This is a genomic window from Aeromonas sp. ASNIH1 (assembly GCF_002934285.1).
Taxonomy (GTDB): domain Bacteria; phylum Pseudomonadota; class Gammaproteobacteria; order Enterobacterales; family Aeromonadaceae; genus Aeromonas; species Aeromonas caviae.
The window spans coordinates 1,957,501-1,978,648 of the sequence record NZ_CP026228.1 but is presented as its reverse complement, the minus strand read 5'-3'; the positions used below and the strand labels follow the sequence as shown (position 1 = coordinate 1,978,648).

Below are 21,148 nucleotides of genomic sequence, written 5' to 3'. Positions count from 1 at the left end.
CCACAGGCACCGGTCCGATCACTGGGCGGTGCCTGGCTTGTTAATGACCCCCTTATTAACATCGACCCACCATGCGCGACAGGAGTCCTCACCCCCTCATGACCAAGCTGCCCTACCCCAGACTCCAGCAACTGCTCGCCCTGCTTCACGCCGAGCCTCTGCCACAGGAGGAGCTGGCCCGCCGTCTCAATGTTTCCACCCGCACGGTGCGTACCGACGTGGCGACCCTGAACGAGCTCATTGCCACCCGGGGCGCCCACCTGATCCATCAGCGGGGCAGCGGTTACCAGCTCAAGATCTACAATCAGGGACTGTTCGATGCGCTGCTGGCCGCCCAGGGGCAGGAGAGCCCTCTGCCTCGCACCAGCCGCGAGCGGGTGCTGCACCTCCAGGTCTTGCTGCTGACGGCGGAACAGGGGATCAAACTCGACGAGCTGGCGGACACCTGGTATCTCAGCCGGGCGGCTTTGCAAGGGGACATGACGGAGGTGCGGGAGCGGCTCGCCCACTTCGGGCTCACCATCGACAGCAAACCCAGAGTGGGGATGCGCATTGCGGGAAGCGAGATGGCGATCCGCGCCTGCCTCACCCAACTGCTCTGCCAGGAGCTGCTGCACCAGCATCCGCTCCAGAGCCTGTTGCCCACCCTCTGTCCCAGCAAGACGCTGGAGGTAGTGGGCAACCACATTCACGAGCAACTCGGTCGCCATCAGCTGCGCCTGGCCGACGAGAGCCTGCAGCAAGTCACCGTCTACTGTGCCGTCGCCCTGCTTCGCCAGGCGTCTGGCCACGAGTTGCGCCAGTTTGCCAGCGACGACATCACCCCGCCCCTGGCAGTGGTGGCCCGCGACATCTATGCCGAGCTGCCGACCCTGACTTCACCGGGGCAGGAAGAGATCGCCTGTCTCGCCATCCAGATCCAGGCTCGCCTCACTGCAGAGACGCCCCTGCTCAGCCCGGCCATGGCGGCCGAGAGCGAGCAGCTGACTGCGCACCTGCTGGGTTACATCCACCACCACTACCCCTATGACCTGCGCGGCGACCCGCAATTGCGAGCCGACCTGCAGACCCATATCGGCGCCATGCTGCTGCGGGTCAAATACCAGATTGGCAGCCACAATCCCCTGGCGGACCACATCAAGCAGTATTACCCCCTCGCCTACGACATCACCCTGGCGGCCATCTCTGAGTGGATCAGGCAGACCCCCTACCGGTTGACCCACCACGAGATCGGCTACCTGGTGATCCACATCGGGGTCGGCCTGGAGCGCCACTACGACATCGGTTACACCCGGCGCCCCCAGGCGCTGCTGCTGTGCGATGCGGGCAACGCCACCTTCCGGGTGCTGGAAGCACGCATCCGGCGGGAATACCCCCAACTGCAGCTGACCACGCTGGAGTCGGTGCGGGACTATGAGGGACTGGTACGAGTCGAGCAGGATTTCGTCATCAGCACCCTCAAGGTGAGCGAGAAGAATGCTCCCGTGGTGCAGGTCTCCCCCTTCCCGACCCAGTACCAGCTGGAGCAGCTCGGCAAGCTGGTGCTCGTCGATCGCACCCGTCCCTATCTGCTCGACAAGTATTTCGATGCCGACCACTTCATGGTGCTTGATGAACCCATCAGCCAGGGGGCGCTGTTTGATCGCATCTGCAGCCCGCTTGAGGCGGAGGATCTGGTGCAGAGCGGATTCCGGGGATCCTTGCAGGAGCGGGAGCAGATCGTCTCAACCATGCTGGGGGACGGCATCGCTCTGCCCCACTCCCTCGGCCTGCTGGCGCGCCGCACCCTGGTCTATACCGTGCTGGCCCCCCAGGGGATCGATTGGGGTAACGGCGAGAGCGCTACCCTCATCTTCGTGCTGGCCATCGCCAAGGCGGATTATGAGGAAGCCATGGGACTTTATGATCTGTTTCTGGCACTGATGAACGAAAAAGCCGGCAGAAGTCTGCTGGCTTGTCGGAATTTTGCCGCTTTCAAGGCGCTGGCTCGCAGCGCACCTTGAGCACGCCGAGGCGTATTACTCCTCATTGAAGCCCGAGGTGAACAGCGCCACCACGGCGGCCAGGGCCTCTACCTCTTCGGGGCCCTCCACCTGCACCTCCACCTGTTTGCCCTGGGCGGAGTCCAGCATCAGCAGGCCGATCACGCTGTCCGCGTCGGCCTCGACCCCCTCTTCGTTGCGCAGCAACACGTGGGCATCGAACCCCTGCACCAGCTCGAACAGCATCATGGCCGGTCGCGCGTGAATGCCTAACTTGTTTTTGACTTCTACCGAGGCGGAAACGGTCATCTGAGCATCCTGTGGATCTGTCAGGCGGGGTTTGAACGCTTGTCCAACGTGCGATGGCGGATCTGCACGTTCTTGCCAAGCAACCGGAATGCGCTGGCCAGCCGCTCGGCGATGAACACCGAGCGGTGTTGTCCGCCGGTACAGCCGATCCCGACGGTCACATAGCTGCGATTGTTGCGCTCCAGGTGAGGCAACCAGGTCGCCAGCATGTTCTCGATCTGCAGGATGAACTGCATCACGTCGGGCTGGCTGGAGAGGTAGCGGGCCACCGGCTCATCCTTGCCGGTGAAGGGTTTGAGCTCGGGGATCCAGTGCGGATTGGGCAGGAAGCGGGCATCGAACACGAAGTCCGCATCCTTGGGAATGCCGTACTTGAAACCGAATGACTCGAACACCAGCACCAGCTCGTTCTCTTTCTTGCCAAGCACCCGGGTTTTGATGAGCTCGCTGAGATCGTGAATGCTGAGGTTGGTGGTGTCGATGCGCAGGTCGGCGGTCGAGGAGAGCGGTGCCAGCAGGTGGGTCTCTTCCCGGATCGCCTCGTCCAGCGAAAGCTTGTTGCGGGACAGAGGGTGCAGACGGCGGCTCTCACCGTAGCGTTTGAGCAGGGTCGCGTTGTCCGCATCGAAGAAGAAGCTCGAAAACTTGACTCGCCCCTCGTTGCGCACCTGGCTCAGCAGGTTCTCCAGCCTGTCTGCCTGGGCAGGCAGGTTGCGCACGTCGATGCTGACAGCCAGCTTGTCATACTGGCTCTCCACCGACACGATCAACTGGGGCAGCAGGTTGACCGGCAGGTTGTCCACGCAGTAGTACCCGAGATCCTCGAGCACCCTCAGGGCCACCGTCTTGCCGGAGCCCGAACGACCGCTTACTACAATTAACTGCATCTTGTCCCCTCACGCCAACGCGGCTGTGTCAGACCCGGCCTCAGGCCGACGTCATGATCTGATAGAGTTCTTCGTCGCTGGTCGCCTGGCGCAGCTGGCGGCAGACGGCCTTGTCACCCAGTTTGGATGCCATCAGGGAAAGAGTCTTGAGGTGCTGCTTGCACTCGCTTTCCGGCACCAGCAATGCAAAGAGCAGGTCAACCGGTTGATTGTCGATAGAATCGAAAGGGATGGGCTCGGAGAAGGTCATCAACACGGCGGTCGGCGCGAAGGCGTCGTCAATCCGGCCGTGGGGGATGGCGATACCGGCTCCGATCCCGGTACTGCCCATCTTTTCTCGCGCCAGCAGGCTTTCAAACAGGACCTGGCGGGAAGCGCCGAGGCGCTCTGCGGCCAGTTCACTGATGATCTCGAGCGCGCGTTTCTTGCTGGTACAAGGGACCGCACTCTTGGTGCAGTCCCGACTCAGTATGTGTTCAAGTTGCATAGTTATTTTTGATTTAACTTATCTTTGTGCTTGATGATCTGCCGATCCAGTTTATCCAGCAGGGTATCAATCGCCGCATACATGTCGGCATGCTGCGAATTGGCGAACACCTCTCCCCCGCTGACATGCAGCTTGGCTTCGGCGATCTGGTTCAGTTTTTCGACGCTCAACACCACGTGTACGTTGTTGATATGGTCAAAGTGACGCTCGAGTTTGGCAAATTTGTTGTTCACATAATCACGCAGAGCTTCGGTAATCTCGACATGGTGTCCGGTCAGGTTAATTTGCATAACGTCTTCCTTTTGTTTGCCTAAACCAGGCGTTTGCGCTGATTGGATGGCGGGATCAACAAGGATTCACGGTACTTTGCGATCGTGCGTCTCGCCACCATAATACCCTGTTCGGCCAGCAAATCCGCGATCTTGCTATCACTAAGCGGCTTGGCGGGGTTTTCCGCCGTCACCAGCTTCTTGATCAGGGCGCGAATAGCGGTCGATGAGCACTCTCCTCCTCCCTCCGTATTGACGTGACTGGAGAAAAAAAACTTCAGTTCAAAAATGCCGCGGGGCGTATGCATGTACTTCTGGGTCGTGACCCGTGAAATGGTCGACTCATGCATCTCCACCGCTTCCGCGATGTCGTTGAGTACCATGGGTTTCATGGCCTCTTCGCCGTACTCGAAAAAGCCCTGCTGCTGCTCGACGATGCAGCTGGCCACCTTGAGCAGGGTGTCGTTACGACTCTCCAGGCTCTTGATGAACCACTTGGCCTCCTGCAAATGAGAACGGATGAACTGGGTATCCGTGCTGCTGCGGGCATTGCGCGCCATGGCCGCATAGGCCTCGTTGACACGGATGCGCGGAGCAGAATCCGGATTGAGTTCAACCACCCACTTGCTGCCCTTCTTGACCACGGACACATCCGGGATCACGTACTGGGATTCACTCTGGATGATGCCGTTGCCGGGTCTGGGCTCCAGTTGCTGGATGAGATCCAGCACCTCCTTGAGATCGCTCTCCTTGAGGCGGGTCTTGCGAGCCAGGGTGCGGTAGTCGCGATTGCCGAGCAGGTCCATGTGTTCGCGGATCACCTCTCTGGCTTCGTCGAGCCAGGGCAGGTCCGGCGAATACTGGCCGAGCTGGATCAGCAGACACTCTTGCACCGAACGGGCGGCGATGCCGACCGGATCGAAATGCTGCACCCGCTTGAGCACGGCTTCGATCTCATCCAGTTCGACTTCTACCTCCTCGCTGCTGACTGCAGCCTGAATATCCTCGAGGGTGGCAGTCAGATACCCGGATTCGTCGATGGCATCGATGATGGCAAGGGCGATGGCAGCATCCACATCACTGAACGGGGTGAGCCGCATCTGCCACAGCAGGTAGTCTTGCAGGTTCTCGGTGGTCTCCCCCTGATAGACGCTGTCTTCCCCGTCATGGATGGGGCCTGCACTCTGAGCTGTACCGGCCGAGTAGACCTCGTCCCAGGTGGTGTCCACCGGCAGTTCATCCGGCATGCTCTCCTGGGCCATGGCATCGCTGGAGTCGAGTTGGCTGGCGTCCTGTGTCTCTGCCTGACTGGTTTCCTGCGCCTCGTTCTCCTCTTGCTCCAGCAAGGGGTTGTTGTCGAGCGCTTGCTGAATTTCCTGCTGGAGTTCCAGGGTGGAGAGCTGGAGCAGACGAATCGCTTGTTGTAATTGTGGCGTCATGGTCAGGGACTGACCGAGACGCAACTGTAATGTCGGCTTCATCTACGTCGGGATATCCTTATGTTCAGCGAGGCAGTCACCTAACAAAAATGAGGGGTGCCCCCTTACTATAGACTGAATTGATCGCCCAAATAGACGCGCTTGACCTGCTCATCGGCGAGGATATCGGCCGGCGCGCCCTCGGCAATCATCTTGCCGTGGCTGACGATGTAGGCCTTCTCGCACACATCCAGCGTCTCTCTGACGTTGTGGTCCGTAATCAGCACACCCAACCCGCGTTCTTTCAGATGCTGGATGATCTTTTTGATATCGATGACTGAAATAGGATCAACACCTGCGAAAGGCTCATCAAGCAGAATGAATCTCGGCTCTGCCGCCAGCGCCCGGGCGATTTCCACCCGGCGACGCTCCCCACCCGAGAGGCTCTGGCCCAGGCTGTCGCGGATATGGGTGATATTGAACTCTTCCAGCAACTGTTCGACCTTATCCTCCCGCTCTTCGCGGCTCAACCCCTTGCGGGTCTGCATGACCCCCATCAAGTTGTCGAACACCGACAGGCGCCGGAAGATGGAGGCCTCCTGGGGCAGATAGCCGATGCCATTGCGGGCACGGATATGCATGGGCTGCAGGCTGATGTCCTGCTCGTCGATGGTGATGAGGCCAGCATCCCGCTGCACCAGGCCCACGATCATGTAGAAGGAGGTCGTCTTGCCCGCGCCGTTCGGGCCGAGCAGCCCCACGATCTGGCCCGTTCCCACCTCCAGGCTCACATCGCTGACCACCATGCGGCGCTTGTAGCTCTTTTGCAGACCCGTTGCTTTTAACACTGCCATGGCTGTTGTTTCCTACTTCTTCTGATCAGCGGGTTTGTCAAAGTTCTCCACCTGATCCGGCAGGAACACCGTCTTGACGCGCTGGGTGGGCCCCTTGCTCTCGGCAATCATCTTCTGCTTGACGATGTCGTAGCGAATCAGATCGCCGGTCACCTGGCTGTCTTCCTGCTTGAGCTGGCCGTTGCCGGTGATGGTCACCAGTCGGTTCTTAAGCTCGTAGCGGATGCTGTTGCCATGGGCATTGACCGGTTTGCCGTTGTCCAGCACCTGGAAGAAGGTGGCTGGGTTGCCATACGCGGTCATCACCTCGGCGCCCTTGTCGCCGGAGCGGATCACCACCACCTTGTCGGCCTTAATCTTGATGGTGCCCTGGGTGATGATGACATCCTCGCTGAAGGTGATGCGGTTGTCCTGCATCTCGGCCACCTGCTTGACCGCATCCACATAGACCTTCTCGGCAAAGTCGGACTCTTTGGCATTCAGGGAACCGCACAGCAACAGGGCCGTGAGGGCCAGATTAACGTTTTTCATTGAAATAAGTGGCATGGCCTTTATCCAGTAACTCGAAATATTTACGTTCCAGGTGACCCTTGAGGCCAACGCCCTCGGTCTGGAACTCCTGGCCCACAATGCTGATGTGCTGGTTGCTTCTCATCCCCTGCGTCACCAGATCCAGCTCCAGATAGGAGGTATCCAGCGTGGAGATGAAGGAAGCGGGCAGCAGACCGTCCAGATGCACCTTGTCACGGAGGATCACATTGTCATCGGTGTTGAGTACCCCGGTTTCGGCCGTCAGCTTCCATTCGGCCGCGCCCTTGTCATCGAACATGTAGACCACAGGCTTGGTGAAAGTGGCCTGCTCGAGCACCTGGTAGTACTCCGCATATTCGGATTCCAGCCGCTCGGTGCGCTTGCCCTGCTCGTTGAAGCGGGTCGTCACCAACTCTCTGGCGGTGAAGTCCGGTTGAAAATTTTCCGTCTTGGTGGTCGGCTCGGGGACCAGCTCGATCTCCCCCAGCTGCCAGGCCGCCAGCGCAGCCAGAAACAGCAGGCCGAACAGCACAGTCTGTTTGTTCATCGCGACGCCTCGGGTTGATAGTCAGCCAATCCCTGGGCCTGCAAGATCAGGTCGCACACCTCGCGCACGGCCCCGACGCCACCGCCAAGCCGCGTCACCAGATCCGCCTTCGCCAGCACAAGCGGATGGGCGTCGGCAACGGCGATACCCAGGCCGCAAGCCTGCATCACCGGTAGATCGATGGTGTCATCTCCCATATAGGCGGCTTGCGATGCATCCAGCCCGAGCTTGGTCAGCAAGGCCTCGAAGTGGGGAAGCTTTTTGTCTGCACCTTGCACCAGGTGCTGGACTCCCAGACTCTTCATGCGATCGCTGACGATGCGGGAGTTTCGCCCCGTGATGATGGCAATCTCGATGCCCGCATTGAGCAGGGCACGCATGCCGGCACCGTCACGGGTGCAGAAAGTCTTCAGCTCTTCGCCGTTATTGCCCATATAGATGAAGCCGTTGGAGAGCACCCCATCCACATCGCACACCAGCAGGCGGATCTGCGCCGCCTTCTCGTACTGGCTGCGCGTCACCGGACCATAGAGGGTCGGTACGTCTTGCATCAAATTACTCCGGCTTTCAGCAGGTCATGCATGTTGAAGGCACCCAGCGGGTGTCTCTCCCCATCCACGACCAACAACCCGTTGATTTTCCTGGTTTCCATCAGCTTGACGGCCTCGGCAGCCATCATCTCAGGTCCTACGGTAACACAGTTCACCGTCATGACGCGGCTGATGGGGGTGTGATGGATGTCCACCTGCAGGTCCAGAATGCGGCGCAGGTCACCATCGGTGAACAGACCGGCAAGCAGCCCTTGATCGTCCACCACCGCCGTCATGCCGAGCCCCTTGCGGCTCACTTCCAGCAGCGCCTGGCTGATGGTGGCATCTATCCCCACCTTGGGCAACAGCTCGCCGCCGTGCATCAGATCGCCCACTCGCAGCAGCAACCGCTTGCCGAGGGACCCGCCCGGATGCGACAGCGCAAAGTCATCGGCGGTGAAGCCACGGGCCTCCAGCAGGGCCACGGCCAGGGCGTCCCCCATCACCAGGGTGGCGGTAGTGCTGGATGTCGGGGCCAGACCGAGAGGGCAGGCCTCTTTCTCCACCTTGATGCACAGGTGCACGTTGGCCTCTTTCGCCATGGTGGAAGCCGGATTGCCTGTCATGCAGATGAGTGGAATGCCGCGGCGCTTGAGCACCGGCAGCAGGGCCAGGATCTCGTCGCTCTCGCCGGAGTTGGAGATGGCGATGATGAGATCCCCGGCTGAGATCATGCCGAGATCCCCGTGGCTCGCCTCGCCCGGGTGCAGGAAGAAGGCGGGCGTTCCCGTGCTGGCCAGGGTCGCGGCAATCTTGTTGCCGATATGACCCGACTTGCCCATGCCGGTCACCACTATCTTGCCGCCACAGCGCAGCACCATCTCGCAGGCGCGCTCGAACGCCTCGTCAAGGTACTGGTAGAGTCCATCAATGGCTTGTTTTTCTATGTCCAGCACCGCTCGGGCGCTGCGACGGAAATCGAACAATTCAGACACTTTTTCAGGCTTTACAGACATAAAGGCACAGCTCCGGGCCGAAATTTGCTGCGGGATTATAAAAAAGTCTGCCGAGATAAGCGAATCGGATGCGGAATGGGCGGTCATTGACGCAGGTTGTTACATAAAACTGTCGCGTACTTGGGGGGGAAACCCGCTCAATAGTTGTTCCTCGCTGTTGCTTAGACCTAGACTAGCCCATAAAATTCGCTCTTCATTTATACCGGATGGACAATTGTTTGAACGATGACCTGATCACCATATCCGACCTGACCTTCAGTCACGGGGATCGGCTGCTGTACGACAGGATCAACCTGACCATTCCCCGTGGCAAGGTCACCGCCGTCATGGGTCCGAGCGGGATCGGCAAGACCACCTTGCTGCGCCTGATCGGGGGCCAGCTCAAGCCTGAGTCCGGTCACATCCTGTTTGACGGGGAAGACGTTCCCACTCTCTCCCGTTCACGCCTGTATGAAGTGCGGAAACGGATGAGCATGCTGTTCCAGAGTGGCGCATTGTTCACCGGCATGACCGTCTTCGACAATGTGGCCTTTCCGCTGCGGGAGCACTCCGGCCTGCCGGAAGAGCTGATCCGCACCATCGTCATGATGAAACTGCAAGCTGTCGGTCTGCGCGGGGCGGCCAAGCTGATGCCGTCCGAGCTCTCCGGTGGCATGGCGCGTCGCGCGGCCCTGGCGAGATCCATCGCGCTGGATCCGGATCTCATCATGTATGACGAGCCCTTCGTGGGGCAGGACCCCATCACCATGGCGGTGCTGGTGAAGCTCATCAAGGAGCTCAACGATGCACTCGGCATCACCTCCGTCATCGTCACCCACGACGTGAAGGAAGTGCTGAGCATCGCCGACTACGCCTACATCATCGCCAACCGCAAGGTAGTGGCACACGGCACACCGGAGCAGCTGCGCGAGGAGCACAATCCCGAAGTCGAGCAGTTCCTCAAGGGATTGCCCGACGGTCCTGTTCCGTTTCATTTTCCGGCAGGCGACCTGCTACAGGATCTGTGATGTTGACAAGTCAGATAAGCAAGCTGGGCCGCAGCGGTGTGCGTTTCATCAACGCCGTCGGCCGGGCAACCATCATGCTGTTTCATGCACTGGCAGGACGGCCGCAGCCACGCAAGCACTTCCCGCTGCTGGTGCAGCAACTGTATGTGGTGGGAGTGCAATCCGTCGCCATCATACTGGTGTCAGGCCTCTTCATCGGCATGGTGCTCTCCCTGCAGGGTTACAACGTATTGAAGGATTTCGGCGCAGAGCAGAGCCTGGGGCCTCTGGTTTCCCTCTCCCTGCTCCGTGAGCTGGGTCCTGTGGTCACCGCCCTGCTGTTCGCCGGTCGTGCGGGCTCCGCCCTCACCGCCGAGATCGGCCTGATGAAGGCCACCGAGCAGCTCTCCAGCCTGGAGATGATGGCGGTCGATCCGCTGCGTCGGGTCGTGGCGCCCCGCTTCTGGGCCGGGGTCATCAGCATGCCGCTGCTGGCCTTCATGTTCAGCCTGATCGGCATCTTTGGCGGCAAGCTGGTTGGTGTCGACTGGCTGGGGGTGGACGAAGGCAGTTTCTGGTCCGCCATGCAGGCCTCCGTCGACTGGCAGGACGACATCATGCAGGGCGCCATCAAGAGCCTGATCTTCGCCCTGGTGGTGACCTGGATAGCGCTCTTCAACGGCTATGATGCCAAACCGACCTCGGCCGGGATCAGTCAGGCGACCACCCGTACCGTGGTTCACTCATCCCTGGCCGTGCTCGGTCTGGATTTTATACTCACCGCAGTCATGTTTGGATAAGGGAAAGATGAAGTTCAGCAAAGTAGAATTTCTGGTTGGCGCCTTCATGCTGGCTGGCATCGCGGCCATTCTGGCATTGGCACTGCAAGTGGCGGGATTGAGTTTCAAACCGGAAGGAGAAACCTATACCCTGCGCGCCCATTTCGATAATATCGGCGGCCTGAAAGTGCGCTCGCCGGTCAAGGTCGGCGGCGTCGTCGTCGGTCGTGTCAGCGACATCACCCTGGATCCCAAGAGCCAGGTCCCCATCGTTTCCCTGCAGATGCAGAAGAGTGCCGGCGAGTTCTCCGAGACCAGCACCCTCTCCATCCTGACTTCTGGCCTGCTCGGTGAGCAGTACATCGGTCTGGCACCGGGGTTCAGCGATGAGGAGATGGGCACCAGCATGCTCAAGGATGGCGACATGATCGAAGACACCAAGTCCGCCATCGTGCTGGAAGATCTGATTGGCAAGTTCCTCTACAGCCAGTCCTCTCCGGCCAACACACCCGCAACCAAGGAGTAACCATGTTCAAGAAGATCGCCCTGATGCTGGGTCTGATGACCAGCATGCTGTTCTCCCTCGTCGCCCGTGCGGATGTCAACACTTCGGACCCCTATGCCCTCGTGGATCAGGCCGCCCAGCAGACCTTTGCCCGCCTGAAAGCCGATCAGGCCCAGGTAAAGAGCAACCCAGATCACCTGCGCGTCATCATCCGCGAGGAGCTGCTGCCCTACGTGGACAACCGCTTCGCCGCCTACAAGGTGCTCGGCAACCAGATCAAACAGACAACCCCTGCCCAGCGTGACGCCTTTGTCGACGTCTTCACCGAGTACATGGTGAGCTCCTACGCGGACGCCCTGGCACACTTCGACAAGCAGACCGTCAAGGTCCAGCCTGGCAAAGCCGCCGAGAGCAACATCACCGCCGTCAACGTCAGCGTGAAAGAGGCCGGCAAGCCGGACATCTTCCTCGAGTTCAAGCTGCGCAAGAACAACAAGACCGGCGAGTGGAAAGCCTTCGACATGGTTGCCGAAGGGATCAGCCTGCTCTCTGCCAAGCAGAACGAGCTGGGTGGCCTCATCCGCCAGAACGGCATCGATGCGGTGATCGCCCAGCTGCGTGAACACAACGCCAAGCCGCTGGTGATCAAGTCATGATCCTGAGCGGTGACTTGCAGGCCCCGCAGGTCAACGATCTGTGGCAACGCCGCGCCGACTGGTGGCAGGACGACCGGCTCGAACTCGGTGCCGTCACTACCCTGGATTCCGCCGGCCTTGCCCTGCTGGTCAAGTGGGCCAAGGCGGCACTGGCACGGGGTGCCACTCCGACACTGGTGGGTGCCTCCAACGATTTCCATACGCTGGCCAACCTCTACGGGGTGGCCAGCCTCTTTCATTCAACCCCGCTCACAACTGAGGACTCATAATGCAAGTCTCTGAAATTGAAGCGATACTCCTCGAGGCTTTGCCATTGTCCGAAGTCCATGTCAAAGGGGACGGCAGTCACTACCAGGTGATCGCCGTCGGCGACATGTTTGACGGCATGAGCCGGGTCAAGAAACAACAGGCCATCTATGCCCCGCTGATGGACAAGATCGCCACCAACGAGATCCACGCTCTCTCCATCAAGGCCTATACCGACGCCGAGTGGAAACGCGAGCGTAAATTCCAGCTGCCCTCCTGATTTGGTAAAGAAGTAAACCATGGACAAATTCAAGATCACCGGCCCCTGCACCCTCTCCGGTGAAGTGACCATCTCTGGCGCCAAGAATGCCGCCCTGCCCATCCTGTTTGCCACCCTGCTGTGTGACGAAGAGGTTCAACTCTCCAACGTACCGCGCCTGAAAGACGTGGGTACCACCCTCAAGCTGCTGGAGATGCTGGGCGCCACCACCAAGGTCAACGGCAACGTGACCGTACTGACCGGTGCGGTAAACAATCATGTCGCCCCCTACGAGCTGGTGAAGACCATGCGTGCCTCCATCCTGGCCCTGGGCCCGCTGGCAGCCCGCTTCGGTGCAGCAGACGTCTCCCTGCCCGGCGGCTGCGCCATCGGTGCCCGCCCGGTCAACCTGCATGTCCACGGCCTGGAGCTGATGGGCGCGAAGATCGTCATCGAAGAGGGCTACATCAAAGCCCGCGTCGACGGCCGCCTGAAAGGTGCCCATATCCTGATGGACATGGTTTCCGTGACAGGTACCGAGAACCTGATGATGGCCGCCACCCTGGCTGACGGTCGCACCGTGATCGAAAACGCCGCCCGTGAGCCGGAGGTGGTCGATCTGGCCAACTTCCTCAACGCGCTCGGAGCTAACATTCAGGGCGCCGGCACCGATACCCTGACCATCGACGGCGTAGAACGTCTGCACGGTGGCAGCTACAGCGTGCAGCCCGATCGCATCGAGACCGGCACCTTCCTGGTGGGCGCCGCCGTGACCGGTGGCAAGATCACCTGCCGCAACACCGACCCCAGCCTGCTGGAAGCCGTACTGGTCAAACTGGAAGAGGCTGGCGCCCTGATTGAAAAGGGTGACGACTGGATCACCCTCGACATGACAGGTCGCACCCTGAAACCTGTCACCATCAAGACCGCCCCCTACCCGGCGTTCCCGACCGACATGCAGGCACAGTTCACCGTGCTGAACGCGGTCGCCCAGGGCACCGGCATGGTCACCGAGACCATCTTCGAGAACCGCTTCATGCACGTGCCCGAGCTGGTACGGATGGGTGCCGACATCGAACTGCAGGGCAATGTGGCCATCTGCCGCGACACCCAGCAGCTCAAGGGTGCCCAGGTGATGGCGACCGATCTGCGCGCCTCCGCCAGCCTGGTGCTGGCCGGCTTCGTGGCCGAAGGGGCCACCATCGTCGATCGCATCTATCACATCGACCGTGGCTACGAAGACATCGAGCACAAGCTGCAAGGCCTGGGTGGTCGCATCGAGCGCATCAAGGAATAAGCTGGCTTCACCATGAGCCGACCATAAAAAGGCCCCCTCGCAAAGCGAGGGGGCCTTTCTCATGGCCGGGACGGAGGGGATCAGTGCCCCGCCAGTTTCATCTGCTCGACCAGTACGGAGCCGGTCTTGAGGCTGGAACGCTCATCCTCATCACTGCCCACCGCCACGATATGGCTGAACATGTCGGCCAGATTGCCAGCAATGGTGATCTCCTCTACCGGATAGAGGATCTCGCCATTTTCAACCCAGAAACCGGCTGCGCCGCGGGAGTAATCACCATTGACGATGTTGACCCCCTGCCCCATCAGCTCGGTCACCAGCAGCCCGGTGCCCATCTCCTTGAGCATGCCCTGAAAGTCCTGGCCGGTATTGGAAACCTGCCAGTTATGGATACCCCCGGCATGGCCCGTGGTGGTCAGGCCCAGTTTGCGCGCAGAGTAGGAGGTGAGCAGCCAGCTCATCAGCTCACCGTTGCGGACGATGTCCATGTCGCAGGTACGAACCCCTTCCCCGTCGAACGGGGTGCTGGCAAGTCCTCCCGGCAAGTGGGGGAACTCCTGGATGGTGAGCCACTCGGGCAGGATCTGCTTGCCCAGTTTGTCCAGCAGGAAGCTCGACTTGCGATAGAGGTTCCCCCCACTGATGGCCATCACCAGATGGCCCCACAGACCGGCAGCGGTATCGGGGTGGAACAGCACAGGGGCATGGCGGGTACTGATCTTGCGAGCCCCCAGGCGGGAAACAGTGCGCTCCACCGCCTCGTCAGCGATGCGCTGGGGGCTCCACAGCCCGTTCAGGGAGCGGCTGGAGGAGTAGCCGTAGTCGCGCTGCATGTCGCCATCCTGCTCGCCGATCAGTACGCAGCTCAGGGAGTTGCGCGATGCAGCATAGCCTTTGACGAAGCCGTGGCTGTTGCCATAGACCTTGACGCCTAGGTGGCTGGAGAAACTGGCTCCGTCAGAGTGCTTGATGCGGGCATCCCGCCCCAGGGCCAGCCGCTCGCACTCGATGGCCAGCGCGATGCCACGCTGGGGATCCAGCTCGATTTGGTGGCACAGTTGCAGGTCCGGGGCATCCCAGGCCAGCAGATCCGCATCCGCAAGACCGGCGCAGTCATCGGGAGAGGTGTGGCGGGCGATCTCCATGGCCGCTTCCACAGCGGCGCGAATGGCCGGCTTGGTCAGATCCGTGGTGGAGGAGGACCCCTTGCAACCGTCGCGATAGACGGCGATGCCGAGTGCGCCATCCTTGTTGAATTCGATGCTTTCCAGCTCGCAGCCCCGGGTGTTCACCGAGAGGCCGGTCTGTTTGCTGATGGAGACTTCGGCAAGCCCGGCGCCCAGCCCTTTCGCTATCTCAAGGGCCTCGGCGACCACGGCCTCGAGATGGGATTGATCCTGGCGGATTTGATCTTGCTGGTCCATAACTCACATCTGTATGAAGGGAAGGAAAGGGGCTAAGCATATCAGACCCCTGCGCCCAGCGGGAGAAGCTGGTAACATATCCGCCAAACGTGAATGACAGGAATACAGAGACCGATGAGTCAATATCAAGACGACAACGAGTGGGAAGACTGGGGCCCCAGCAAGAGCCAGCTCAAGCGTGATGCCGAGGCCTTGCAGAAGATGGGGGAAGAGATCGTCTCCCTGAGTCACAGCGAGCTGGAGAAGATCCCCCTGGATGAAGAGCTTGCCGAAGCTGTCGAGCTGGGACGCAAGCTCAAGCCGAAGAAGGATGAGTCCTTCCGCCGCCATCTCCAGTTCATCGGCCGTCTGATGCGTAGCCGCGATGTCGCCCCCATCGAAGAGGCCCTCTCCATCATCAAGATGCGTCACTCCACCGTGAACGCCCGCCTGCACCGCCTCGAACAGTGGCGCGAGCGGCTGATCACCGAAGGCGACAGCGCCCTCAACGAGCTGATGTCCCAGTTCCACGAGCTGGATCGCCAGAAGCTGCGTCAGCTGATCCGCTCCGCTAACAAGGAGCGGGAGCTGAACAAGCCGCCGGTAGCCTATCGCGAGATGTACCAGTACCTGCGCGGTGAAATTGAAGATCTGTTGTAAGTGATGACTCACGTCCGCCTCATGGCGGCGTGCAGTACACAATCAAACGGGGCCGAAATGGCCCCGTTTTTTCATGCGATGTCCGCTCAGCTGCCCGCCATGCACTGGGTGTGAGTAGCGGGTTGCAGATAGGGTACCAGCAGGGGGGCCATCCCCTTGAGCACCTGTACAGGCAGCGCCGACGTGAAGCGGAACTTGTCGGACTGGCTGCCGGGTACATAAGCCGTCAGCGTGCCGAAGTGATCATCCCCGATGTAGAAGACGAAAGTCGCAGTCCGGTTGCGAGCCAGTGAACTGGTCACATTGCCGTAGCGACCGACCGTCTCGATCCGGTTGTCCCCGGTCCCCGTCTTGCCCCCCAGGGCCAGGACAGTACCATCCTGCAAGGCGAAGGCCCCGGCGATGCGCCGCGCCGTCCCCCCTTCCACCACCTTGGAAAGTGCATTGCGCAAGGCGTTGGCCACCTCGGCAGGCATCACCCGTTCCCCCTGGGTGTTCGCCGGCTCAAAGACGGTGGCGAAGGGGGTCCCCTTGGCAAAGGAGAGGTGCTCGATGCGCAGGGTCGGTGCACGAATGCCGCCGTTCTGGATGATCCCCATCAGCTCGGCCAATGCAGCAGGACGATCGCCCGAGCTGCCCAGTGCAGTCGCCAGGGACGGAACCAGGTGATCGAAGGGGTAACCCAGGCGAGCCCAGCGCTGATGGATGTCGAGGAAAGCCTCAACCTCCAGCATGGTGCGGATCCGGCTATCCCGGGCACTGCGATGACGGGTCTTGAACAGCCAGCTGTAGACCTCCTGACGCTCGTCACGGCTGGCGGTTACCGCATCGGTAAAGGTGGCCTTGTCAAACTCCTTGAGATAGGCAAGCAACCACAGCTCAAGTGGATGCACCCGTGCGATATAACCTTGATCCGGAAGAGAATATTTGCCAGGGCCGTAATTGGTATAGAGCTGCTCTATGCGCTTCTCGGTCAATTTCTCCCGCGGCAGGCGTTTGGCCAGGAAAGCGGCAAAATCGGCCTGGGAGGCTTCCGGCATCAGATAGCGATGCACGGCGGCGAGACGCACCGCGCTGGGTTTGAGACCATCGAGGAAGGTATCGAGCTGCTCTTCTGCACTCTTGCCACGATATTTGCGCCAGAACCTCAGCAGGTAGGTCTGGCCCTCCTTGTCAGCAAACTTGGCTAGGTACTCGGTACGGCGAGGATCCCTGTCATCTTTCAGCAACTGGGCACGATTTCCCTCCTTGTAGAGGCTGTAGCGGACGATGTCCCGCATCAAGCGCACGAAGGGCAGGTTGATGGATTCCCGCAGCGCATCGCGAATGGGCGGGATGCGACCGTTGTCTTCCTTGCGGAAGTTGTTGAAGGTGTGCATGCCACCGCCGGTAAAGAAGCCTTCATAGGGACTCGCGGAATACTTGCGGTCCAGTGCGGCCTCCAGCATCACCGGCAGGCTTCTGTCCTTGGCACTCATCAGATAGGCGATGGCCCAGCGGCTGATGTTGTCCTGATCGGACACTTCGATCTTTCGCAGGCTCTCCACCGGCATATTGCCGTAGCTGTCATGCAACTCGGTGACAATCTCGAGATAGGTCGTCAGCACCCGCAACTTGGCGGTGGATCCCAGTTCAAGCTTGCTGCCCTCGTTGATGTCGAACGGCTGGTCCGTGTTGTCGGTCTGCACCCTCACCTTGACCCCTTCCGGCGTCTTCTCGAACAGGGTAAAGCTGTACTTCACATCACCCGTCTTCTCCGGCGAGAGCAGGCGCTCACCAAACAGGCCCGCCTGGGCTGCGAATGCAGGGTCTGCCAGTTGCTGCAGATACCGTGACACCTCGTTCTGCAGCGGCATATTGAGGGTGGTGTTGGCCGTCAGATCCATGCGGTCCAGATCATAAAGCTGCACCCCGAGCTGACGACTGAGACGAGTGCGAGCCACCTGCAGTCCCTTGTTGTTGTTGACTCGAGTGATGGCAGGTGCCTGCAGGAAATCGCGGAAGACCAGCTTGGCCTTGAGAGCCGACTCCATCAGGGGGGGCGTGATCATTCCCTCCTGCACGAAGAGTCGCAGATAGCTGTCTGTCAGGGTAGACAGTGCTTCTCTACCCTGCGCCAGGTAATAGGAAGGACGGCGGTGGGCGATCATCAGGGAGACAACCTGGCGCAAGGCAAGGCCCTGCTCGGCCAGGGTAGAATCCTGGTTGCGAGCGGGATCCAGCAGTCGATTCACCTCATCGACATTGGCGCCAAACCAGACCCAGAGGCCATCACCTAGACCGTGCACCTCGCCATAACCGGGCGCCGCAGAGAGCGGGACCGAGTTGAGGTAGGCCCAGGCAACCAGCTTGCGGGCCTCCAGGGTCTCGGGCCCCAGCCGATAGGCACGAACGCTGGCCGAGACCATTTGGCGGATCTTCTCGGTCGGCGAAACGGTCAGTCCATCGGGAGAATGACGATACTTTTCCACCTGGGTCGCAAGGGTACTGCCGCCAGCAGATTGATCCTGCATATCCAGCGCCTTGCCCACCTGAGACAGCGCCGCCTTGGCAAAGCGCGGCCAGTCTACGGCCGGGTTGGCCAGCGGTTCCTTGTTGCTCAGGAGTTCACGGTTCTCGATAAACAGCAGAGACTGGATGACCAGGGGCGGTATAGCATTGAAATCTGGATAGTAATGAGTCGGATACTTGTACTGGTAGAAAGGTTCGGCACGGCAGTCATAGAGTGTCAATCCTGCCTGGACCTTCTCGGTATAAGGCACGAAGAAACCGTGGCTGGCGTAGTTGTAGAGCGCATCGGAAAAACGGACCTGTTCGCTCACCTGGTAGCCACGCTGAACGAGACGTTCCTGGATCATGGGCATCAGCACATAACCGAGTCGCTTGTCGAACGGGCCGTCGTCGGGGAAGGCAATTTGCTTGCTGGGGCCGGGTTCGAGCTGATAGGTCAGGGTGGCCGCATAGCGGGAGATCTCCTGTGACTGCAGTCGGGAGGTCTTCATTTCATAACCCACCAGGACGACCACTGCAGCCAGGCAAAGCAAGAAGATAAAACAGAACAACCAGCGCCACCAGGGTCGGCGTTTACGCTGTTGTTGCCCGTCCGTATTAGGTACGGATGAATCCTGAGATGCCACTTTATTTGAATCCGTCTGTTTTGATGCGCCCATATCAGCCCCACCATGGTTGCGCAATTTATTGTCTTTCAATCAAGCTTAGTCGTTTCAAGTCAAGGGCTTGAAATCTATTGACCGCTTTGCAGCGATGTTAACAGGGCGATTGTGAAAATGGGAGCCGATTGTTGCAACGCGGCAAGAGATCCGAGCTGCGGCATGAAAATGAAACACCGGCCAGAGGCCGGTGTCGATGAGAGCGGGGCGGTATTATTTGCTGGTGCTCATACTCTTCAGCTTGGTACTCAGCTCCTTGCGCTCCTTGGAAAGCTCGGCATTTTTGATGATATGGTCATCTACGCGCTCTTCATAATCGGTCCGCATGTTGGCGATGATGGCCTGAACCTCGTCAATGCTCATGCCGGGCTTGATATAGTCACTCAGGTTGTCGAGCAACAGTACCCGCTTCTGGTTGTCACGGATCTTTTTCTCGTTGTCCGCGATTTCACGCTTGAGCTTGTTCTGACGACGGGACATACGCACATATTCCAGCACATCGTTGAAGGTTGACTTGTTTACTTGTTCCATATCGGTACCACTGAGTGAAGGTGAATGAAAACAGGCGGAGAGTCCCATACCAGAAAAAGAAACCGAAACCATGGCACGGACCAACCCGGAATGCCCCTTACTCTACCGAGTTATGATTCAGATACAACCCCAATCGCAGCGCGGGCGGCGGGTTTAGACAGAACGGCTCCGACTGGGTTATTACGCTAAAAATGATGAAAACGGAGAGAGCCAACATGTGGGTTCAATGCGGCCAGAGCAGCCGCAACTTTTTCCGGTACAGGCAGGCAACAAGTGAACGACGAACAGCACCATAGTGCCCGCTTGCCCTCCAGTGAGGGCTGAATTTCAGGCAATAAAAAACCCCGCTCGAGTGAGCGGGGTTTCTTGTATTGGGTGCCTGGCAGTGTCCTACTCTCGCATGGCGAATGCCACACTACCATCGGCGCTACAGCGTTTCACTTCTGAGTTCGGCATGGGGTCAGGTGGTTCCACTGCGCTATTGCCGCCAGGCAAAAATCTTCAATCTCGGAAAGCTGACGTGAATAACGACTTCGCTAGTGTGCGTTGTCATTACCACTGAATTTGAGTAGTTCGCTCATTCGCTACAAGGCCAGAAACACTTCTTGGGTGTTGTATGGTTAAGCCTCACGGGTAATTAGTATGGGTTAGCTCAACGTATCGCTACGCTTACACACCCCACCTATCAACGTTGTGGTCTCCAACGGCCCTTTAGGACCCTCAAGGGGTCAGGGATGACTCATCTCAGGGCTCGCTTCCCGCTTAGATGCTTTCAGCGGTTATCGATTCCGAACTTAGCTACCGGGCAGTGCCACTGGCGTGACAACCCGAACACCAGAGGTTCGTTCACTCCGGTCCTCTCGTACTAGGAGCAACTCCCTTCAATCATCCAACGCCCACGGCAGATAGGGACCGAACTGTCTCACGACGTTCTGAACCCAGCTCGCGTACCACTTTAAATGGCGAACAGCCATACCCTTGGGACCGACTTCAGCCCCAGGATGTGATGAGCCGACATCGAGGTGCCAAACACCGCCGTCGATATGAACTCTTGGGCGGTATCAGCCTGTTATCCCCGGAGTACCTTTTATCCGTTGAGCGATGGCCCTTCCATTCAGAACCACCGGATCACTATGACCTACTTTCGTACCTGCTCGACCTGTCCGTCTCGCAGTTAAGCTGGCTTATGCCATTGCACTAACCTCCTGATGTCCGACCAGGATTAGCCAACCTTCGTGCTCCTCCGTTACTCTTTGGGAGGAGACCGCCCCAGTCAAACTACCCACCAGGCACTGTCCGCGAGCCCGATTCAGGGCCCTGCGTTAGAACATCAAACATACAAGGGTGGTATTTCAAGGACGGCTCCAGCGCAACTGGCGTCACGCCTTCAAAGCCTCCCACCTATCCTACACATGTAGGTTCAATGTTCAGTGCCAAGCTGTAGTAAAGGTTCACGGGGTCTTTCCGTCTAGCCGCGGGTACACCGCATCTTCACGGCGAATTCGATTTCACTGAGTCTCGGGTGGAGACAGCATGGCCATGGTTACACCATTCGTGCAGGTCGGAACTTACCCGACAAGGAATTTCGCTACCTTAGGACCGTTATAGTTACGGCCGCCGTTTACCGGGGCTTCGATCAAGAGCTTCGCTTGCGCTAACCCCATCAATTAACCTTCCGGCACCGGGCAGGTGTCACACCCTATACGTCCACTTTCGTGTTTGCAGAGTGCTGTGTTTTTGATAAACAGTCCCAGCCATCTGGTCACTGCGACTCCCGACAGCTCCATCCGCAAGGGACTTCACCATCAAGAGCGAACCTTCTCCCG

22 protein-coding genes and 2 rRNA genes (1 of these 24 cut by a window edge) are annotated in these 21,148 nt (G+C 59.4%); 9 read left to right on the top strand and 15 right to left on the bottom strand.

The genetic code is table 11. The features are described from left to right. Nucleotides 1-98: 98 nt before the first annotated feature. A complete protein-coding gene (locus C2U37_RS09555) occupies nucleotides 99-2,003 on the top strand; it encodes a BglG family transcription antiterminator (protein ID WP_104452180.1) in 1,905 nt (634 codons plus the stop codon). A gap of 15 nt (nucleotides 2,004-2,018) precedes the next feature. Here C2U37_RS09555 and npr read toward each other — a convergent pair whose 3' ends face one another. From npr to C2U37_RS09505, 10 genes are all read right to left on the bottom strand, one after another. Further along, nucleotides 2,019-2,291 (bottom strand): PTS phosphocarrier protein NPr, encoded by a 273-nt coding sequence (npr, locus tag C2U37_RS09550; protein ID WP_010675868.1) that lies wholly within the window; start codon nucleotides 2,289-2,291, stop codon nucleotides 2,019-2,021. 20 nt (nucleotides 2,292-2,311) lie between these two features. Beyond that, nucleotides 2,312-3,178 carry an RNase adapter RapZ gene (rapZ, locus tag C2U37_RS09545; RefSeq protein WP_104452179.1) on the bottom strand — a complete coding sequence of 289 codons (867 nt, stop codon included), beginning with the start codon at nucleotides 3,176-3,178 and terminating at the stop codon, nucleotides 2,312-2,314. Nucleotides 3,179-3,218: 40 nt separating this feature from the next. Continuing rightward, nucleotides 3,219-3,665 (bottom strand): PTS IIA-like nitrogen regulatory protein PtsN, encoded by a 447-nt coding sequence (gene ptsN / locus C2U37_RS09540; protein ID WP_010675870.1) that lies wholly within the window; start codon nucleotides 3,663-3,665, stop codon nucleotides 3,219-3,221. 2 nt (nucleotides 3,666-3,667) lie between these two features. After that, nucleotides 3,668-3,955 carry a ribosome hibernation promoting factor gene (hpf, locus tag C2U37_RS09535; protein ID WP_005305957.1) on the bottom strand — a complete coding sequence of 96 codons (288 nt, stop codon included), beginning with the start codon at nucleotides 3,953-3,955 and terminating at the stop codon, nucleotides 3,668-3,670. Between the two features lie 20 nt (nucleotides 3,956-3,975). Next, on the bottom strand, nucleotides 3,976-5,415 hold the full coding sequence (locus C2U37_RS09530) for an RNA polymerase factor sigma-54 (protein WP_041211850.1): 1,440 nt from the start codon (nucleotides 5,413-5,415) through the stop codon (nucleotides 3,976-3,978). Nucleotides 5,416-5,480: 65 nt separating this feature from the next. Beyond that, entirely contained in the window at nucleotides 5,481-6,206 is a 726-nt protein-coding gene (gene lptB, locus C2U37_RS09525; RefSeq protein ID WP_010675872.1) for an LPS export ABC transporter ATP-binding protein, read from the bottom strand. 12 nt (nucleotides 6,207-6,218) lie between these two features. Next, a complete protein-coding gene (gene lptA, locus C2U37_RS09520; protein WP_010675873.1) occupies nucleotides 6,219-6,737 on the bottom strand; it encodes a lipopolysaccharide transport periplasmic protein LptA in 519 nt (172 codons plus the stop codon). After that, nucleotides 6,724-7,284: an LPS export ABC transporter periplasmic protein LptC gene (lptC, locus tag C2U37_RS09515; protein ID WP_039040473.1), complete on the bottom strand. Its 561-nt coding sequence runs from the start codon at nucleotides 7,282-7,284 to the stop codon at nucleotides 6,724-6,726. Before lptC ends, lptA begins: the two co-directional genes overlap by 14 nt. Continuing rightward, nucleotides 7,281-7,835 carry a 3-deoxy-manno-octulosonate-8-phosphatase KdsC gene (gene kdsC, locus C2U37_RS09510; RefSeq protein ID WP_042864828.1) on the bottom strand — a complete coding sequence of 185 codons (555 nt, stop codon included), beginning with the start codon at nucleotides 7,833-7,835 and terminating at the stop codon, nucleotides 7,281-7,283. Before kdsC ends, lptC begins: the two co-directional genes overlap by 4 nt. Next, the gene (locus tag C2U37_RS09505) at nucleotides 7,835-8,830 is read right to left on the bottom strand and encodes a KpsF/GutQ family sugar-phosphate isomerase (protein ID WP_042880205.1); all 996 of its coding nucleotides are present in this window, start codon (nucleotides 8,828-8,830) and stop codon (nucleotides 7,835-7,837) included. The genes kdsC and C2U37_RS09505 overlap by 1 nt, the downstream gene beginning before the upstream one ends. Before the next feature lie 206 nt (nucleotides 8,831-9,036). Here C2U37_RS09505 and mlaF point away from each other — a divergent pair, with 206 nt between their 5' ends. From mlaF to murA, 7 genes are read left to right on the top strand one after another with little or no spacing between them, the layout of a single operon-like run. Beyond that, nucleotides 9,037-9,837: a phospholipid ABC transporter ATP-binding protein MlaF gene (gene mlaF, locus C2U37_RS09500; protein ID WP_029314846.1), complete on the top strand. Its 801-nt coding sequence runs from the start codon at nucleotides 9,037-9,039 to the stop codon at nucleotides 9,835-9,837. Continuing rightward, nucleotides 9,837-10,616 carry a lipid asymmetry maintenance ABC transporter permease subunit MlaE gene (mlaE, locus tag C2U37_RS09495; protein WP_010675878.1) on the top strand — a complete coding sequence of 260 codons (780 nt, stop codon included), beginning with the start codon at nucleotides 9,837-9,839 and terminating at the stop codon, nucleotides 10,614-10,616. Before mlaF ends, mlaE begins: the two co-directional genes overlap by 1 nt. A 7-nt stretch (nucleotides 10,617-10,623) precedes the next feature. Further along, nucleotides 10,624-11,121, top strand: coding sequence for an outer membrane lipid asymmetry maintenance protein MlaD (gene mlaD / locus C2U37_RS09490; protein WP_010675879.1), 498 nt, complete (start codon nucleotides 10,624-10,626; stop codon nucleotides 11,119-11,121). Between the two features lie 2 nt (nucleotides 11,122-11,123). After that, nucleotides 11,124-11,756: a phospholipid-binding protein MlaC gene (gene mlaC, locus C2U37_RS09485; protein ID WP_039040470.1), complete on the top strand. Its 633-nt coding sequence runs from the start codon at nucleotides 11,124-11,126 to the stop codon at nucleotides 11,754-11,756. Then, nucleotides 11,753-12,025 (top strand): STAS domain-containing protein, encoded by a 273-nt coding sequence (locus C2U37_RS09480; protein WP_010675881.1) that lies wholly within the window; start codon nucleotides 11,753-11,755, stop codon nucleotides 12,023-12,025. Before mlaC ends, C2U37_RS09480 begins: the two co-directional genes overlap by 4 nt. Beyond that, nucleotides 12,025-12,282: a BolA family iron metabolism protein IbaG gene (ibaG, locus tag C2U37_RS09475; RefSeq protein WP_010675882.1), complete on the top strand. Its 258-nt coding sequence runs from the start codon at nucleotides 12,025-12,027 to the stop codon at nucleotides 12,280-12,282. Before C2U37_RS09480 ends, ibaG begins: the two co-directional genes overlap by 1 nt. 19 nt (nucleotides 12,283-12,301) lie before the next feature. Beyond that, on the top strand, nucleotides 12,302-13,558 hold the full coding sequence (gene murA / locus C2U37_RS09470; protein ID WP_041211853.1) for a UDP-N-acetylglucosamine 1-carboxyvinyltransferase: 1,257 nt from the start codon (nucleotides 12,302-12,304) through the stop codon (nucleotides 13,556-13,558). 80 nt (nucleotides 13,559-13,638) lie between these two features. Here the strand turns inward: murA and pmbA are convergent, their stop codons facing one another. After that, a complete protein-coding gene (pmbA, locus tag C2U37_RS09465; protein WP_104452178.1) occupies nucleotides 13,639-14,982 on the bottom strand; it encodes a metalloprotease PmbA in 1,344 nt (447 codons plus the stop codon). Nucleotides 14,983-15,096: 114 nt separating this feature from the next. Here pmbA and yjgA point away from each other — a divergent pair, with 114 nt between their 5' ends. Then, nucleotides 15,097-15,621 (top strand): ribosome biogenesis factor YjgA, encoded by a 525-nt coding sequence (gene yjgA, locus C2U37_RS09460; RefSeq protein WP_275874326.1) that lies wholly within the window; start codon nucleotides 15,097-15,099, stop codon nucleotides 15,619-15,621. A gap of 86 nt (nucleotides 15,622-15,707) precedes the next feature. Here the strand turns inward: yjgA and C2U37_RS09455 are convergent, their stop codons facing one another. The 4 genes from C2U37_RS09455 to C2U37_RS09440 all read right to left on the bottom strand — a co-directional run. Continuing rightward, nucleotides 15,708-18,791, bottom strand: a complete 3,084-nt coding sequence (locus C2U37_RS09455; protein WP_104452176.1) for a transglycosylase domain-containing protein — start codon at nucleotides 18,789-18,791, stop codon at nucleotides 15,708-15,710. Between the two features lie 213 nt (nucleotides 18,792-19,004). Next, a complete protein-coding gene (gene tmaR, locus C2U37_RS09450; protein WP_010672687.1) occupies nucleotides 19,005-19,322 on the bottom strand; it encodes a PTS system regulator TmaR in 318 nt (105 codons plus the stop codon). A gap of 377 nt (nucleotides 19,323-19,699) precedes the next feature. After that, nucleotides 19,700-19,814: ribosomal RNA gene (gene rrf / locus C2U37_RS09445) — 5S ribosomal RNA — on the bottom strand. 124 nt (nucleotides 19,815-19,938) lie between these two features. After that, nucleotides 19,939-21,148 (bottom strand): 23S ribosomal RNA (locus C2U37_RS09440) (it continues 1,679 nt past the right edge of the window).

Coding starts and splice junctions, on each gene's coding strand:
- C2U37_RS09555 (WP_104452180.1), top strand. CDS start 99: ATGACCAAGCTGCCCTACCCCAGACTCCAGCAACTGCTCGCCCTGCTT.
- npr (WP_010675868.1), bottom strand. CDS start 2,291: ATGACCGTTTCCGCCTCGGTAGAAGTCAAAAACAAGTTAGGCATTCAC.
- rapZ (WP_104452179.1), bottom strand. CDS start 3,178: ATGCAGTTAATTGTAGTAAGCGGTCGTTCGGGCTCCGGCAAGACGGTG.
- ptsN (WP_010675870.1), bottom strand. CDS start 3,665: ATGCAACTTGAACACATACTGAGTCGGGACTGCACCAAGAGTGCGGTC.
- hpf (WP_005305957.1), bottom strand. CDS start 3,955: ATGCAAATTAACCTGACCGGACACCATGTCGAGATTACCGAAGCTCTG.
- C2U37_RS09530 (WP_041211850.1), bottom strand. CDS start 5,415: ATGAAGCCGACATTACAGTTGCGTCTCGGTCAGTCCCTGACCATGACG.
- lptB (WP_010675872.1), bottom strand. CDS start 6,206: ATGGCAGTGTTAAAAGCAACGGGTCTGCAAAAGAGCTACAAGCGCCGC.
- lptA (WP_010675873.1), bottom strand. CDS start 6,737: ATGAAAAACGTTAATCTGGCCCTCACGGCCCTGTTGCTGTGCGGTTCC.
- lptC (WP_039040473.1), bottom strand. CDS start 7,284: ATGAACAAACAGACTGTGCTGTTCGGCCTGCTGTTTCTGGCTGCGCTG.
- kdsC (WP_042864828.1), bottom strand. CDS start 7,835: ATGCAAGACGTACCGACCCTCTATGGTCCGGTGACGCGCAGCCAGTAC.
- C2U37_RS09505 (WP_042880205.1), bottom strand. CDS start 8,830: ATGTCTGTAAAGCCTGAAAAAGTGTCTGAATTGTTCGATTTCCGTCGC.
- mlaF (WP_029314846.1), top strand. CDS start 9,037: ATGGACAATTGTTTGAACGATGACCTGATCACCATATCCGACCTGACC.
- mlaE (WP_010675878.1), top strand. CDS start 9,837: ATGTTGACAAGTCAGATAAGCAAGCTGGGCCGCAGCGGTGTGCGTTTC.
- mlaD (WP_010675879.1), top strand. CDS start 10,624: ATGAAGTTCAGCAAAGTAGAATTTCTGGTTGGCGCCTTCATGCTGGCT.
- mlaC (WP_039040470.1), top strand. CDS start 11,124: ATGTTCAAGAAGATCGCCCTGATGCTGGGTCTGATGACCAGCATGCTG.
- C2U37_RS09480 (WP_010675881.1), top strand. CDS start 11,753: ATGATCCTGAGCGGTGACTTGCAGGCCCCGCAGGTCAACGATCTGTGG.
- ibaG (WP_010675882.1), top strand. CDS start 12,025: ATGCAAGTCTCTGAAATTGAAGCGATACTCCTCGAGGCTTTGCCATTG.
- murA (WP_041211853.1), top strand. CDS start 12,302: ATGGACAAATTCAAGATCACCGGCCCCTGCACCCTCTCCGGTGAAGTG.
- pmbA (WP_104452178.1), bottom strand. CDS start 14,982: ATGGACCAGCAAGATCAAATCCGCCAGGATCAATCCCATCTCGAGGCC.
- yjgA (WP_275874326.1), top strand. CDS start 15,097: ATGAGTCAATATCAAGACGACAACGAGTGGGAAGACTGGGGCCCCAGC.
- C2U37_RS09455 (WP_104452176.1), bottom strand. CDS start 18,791: ATGGGCGCATCAAAACAGACGGATTCAAATAAAGTGGCATCTCAGGAT.
- tmaR (WP_010672687.1), bottom strand. CDS start 19,322: ATGGAACAAGTAAACAAGTCAACCTTCAACGATGTGCTGGAATATGTG.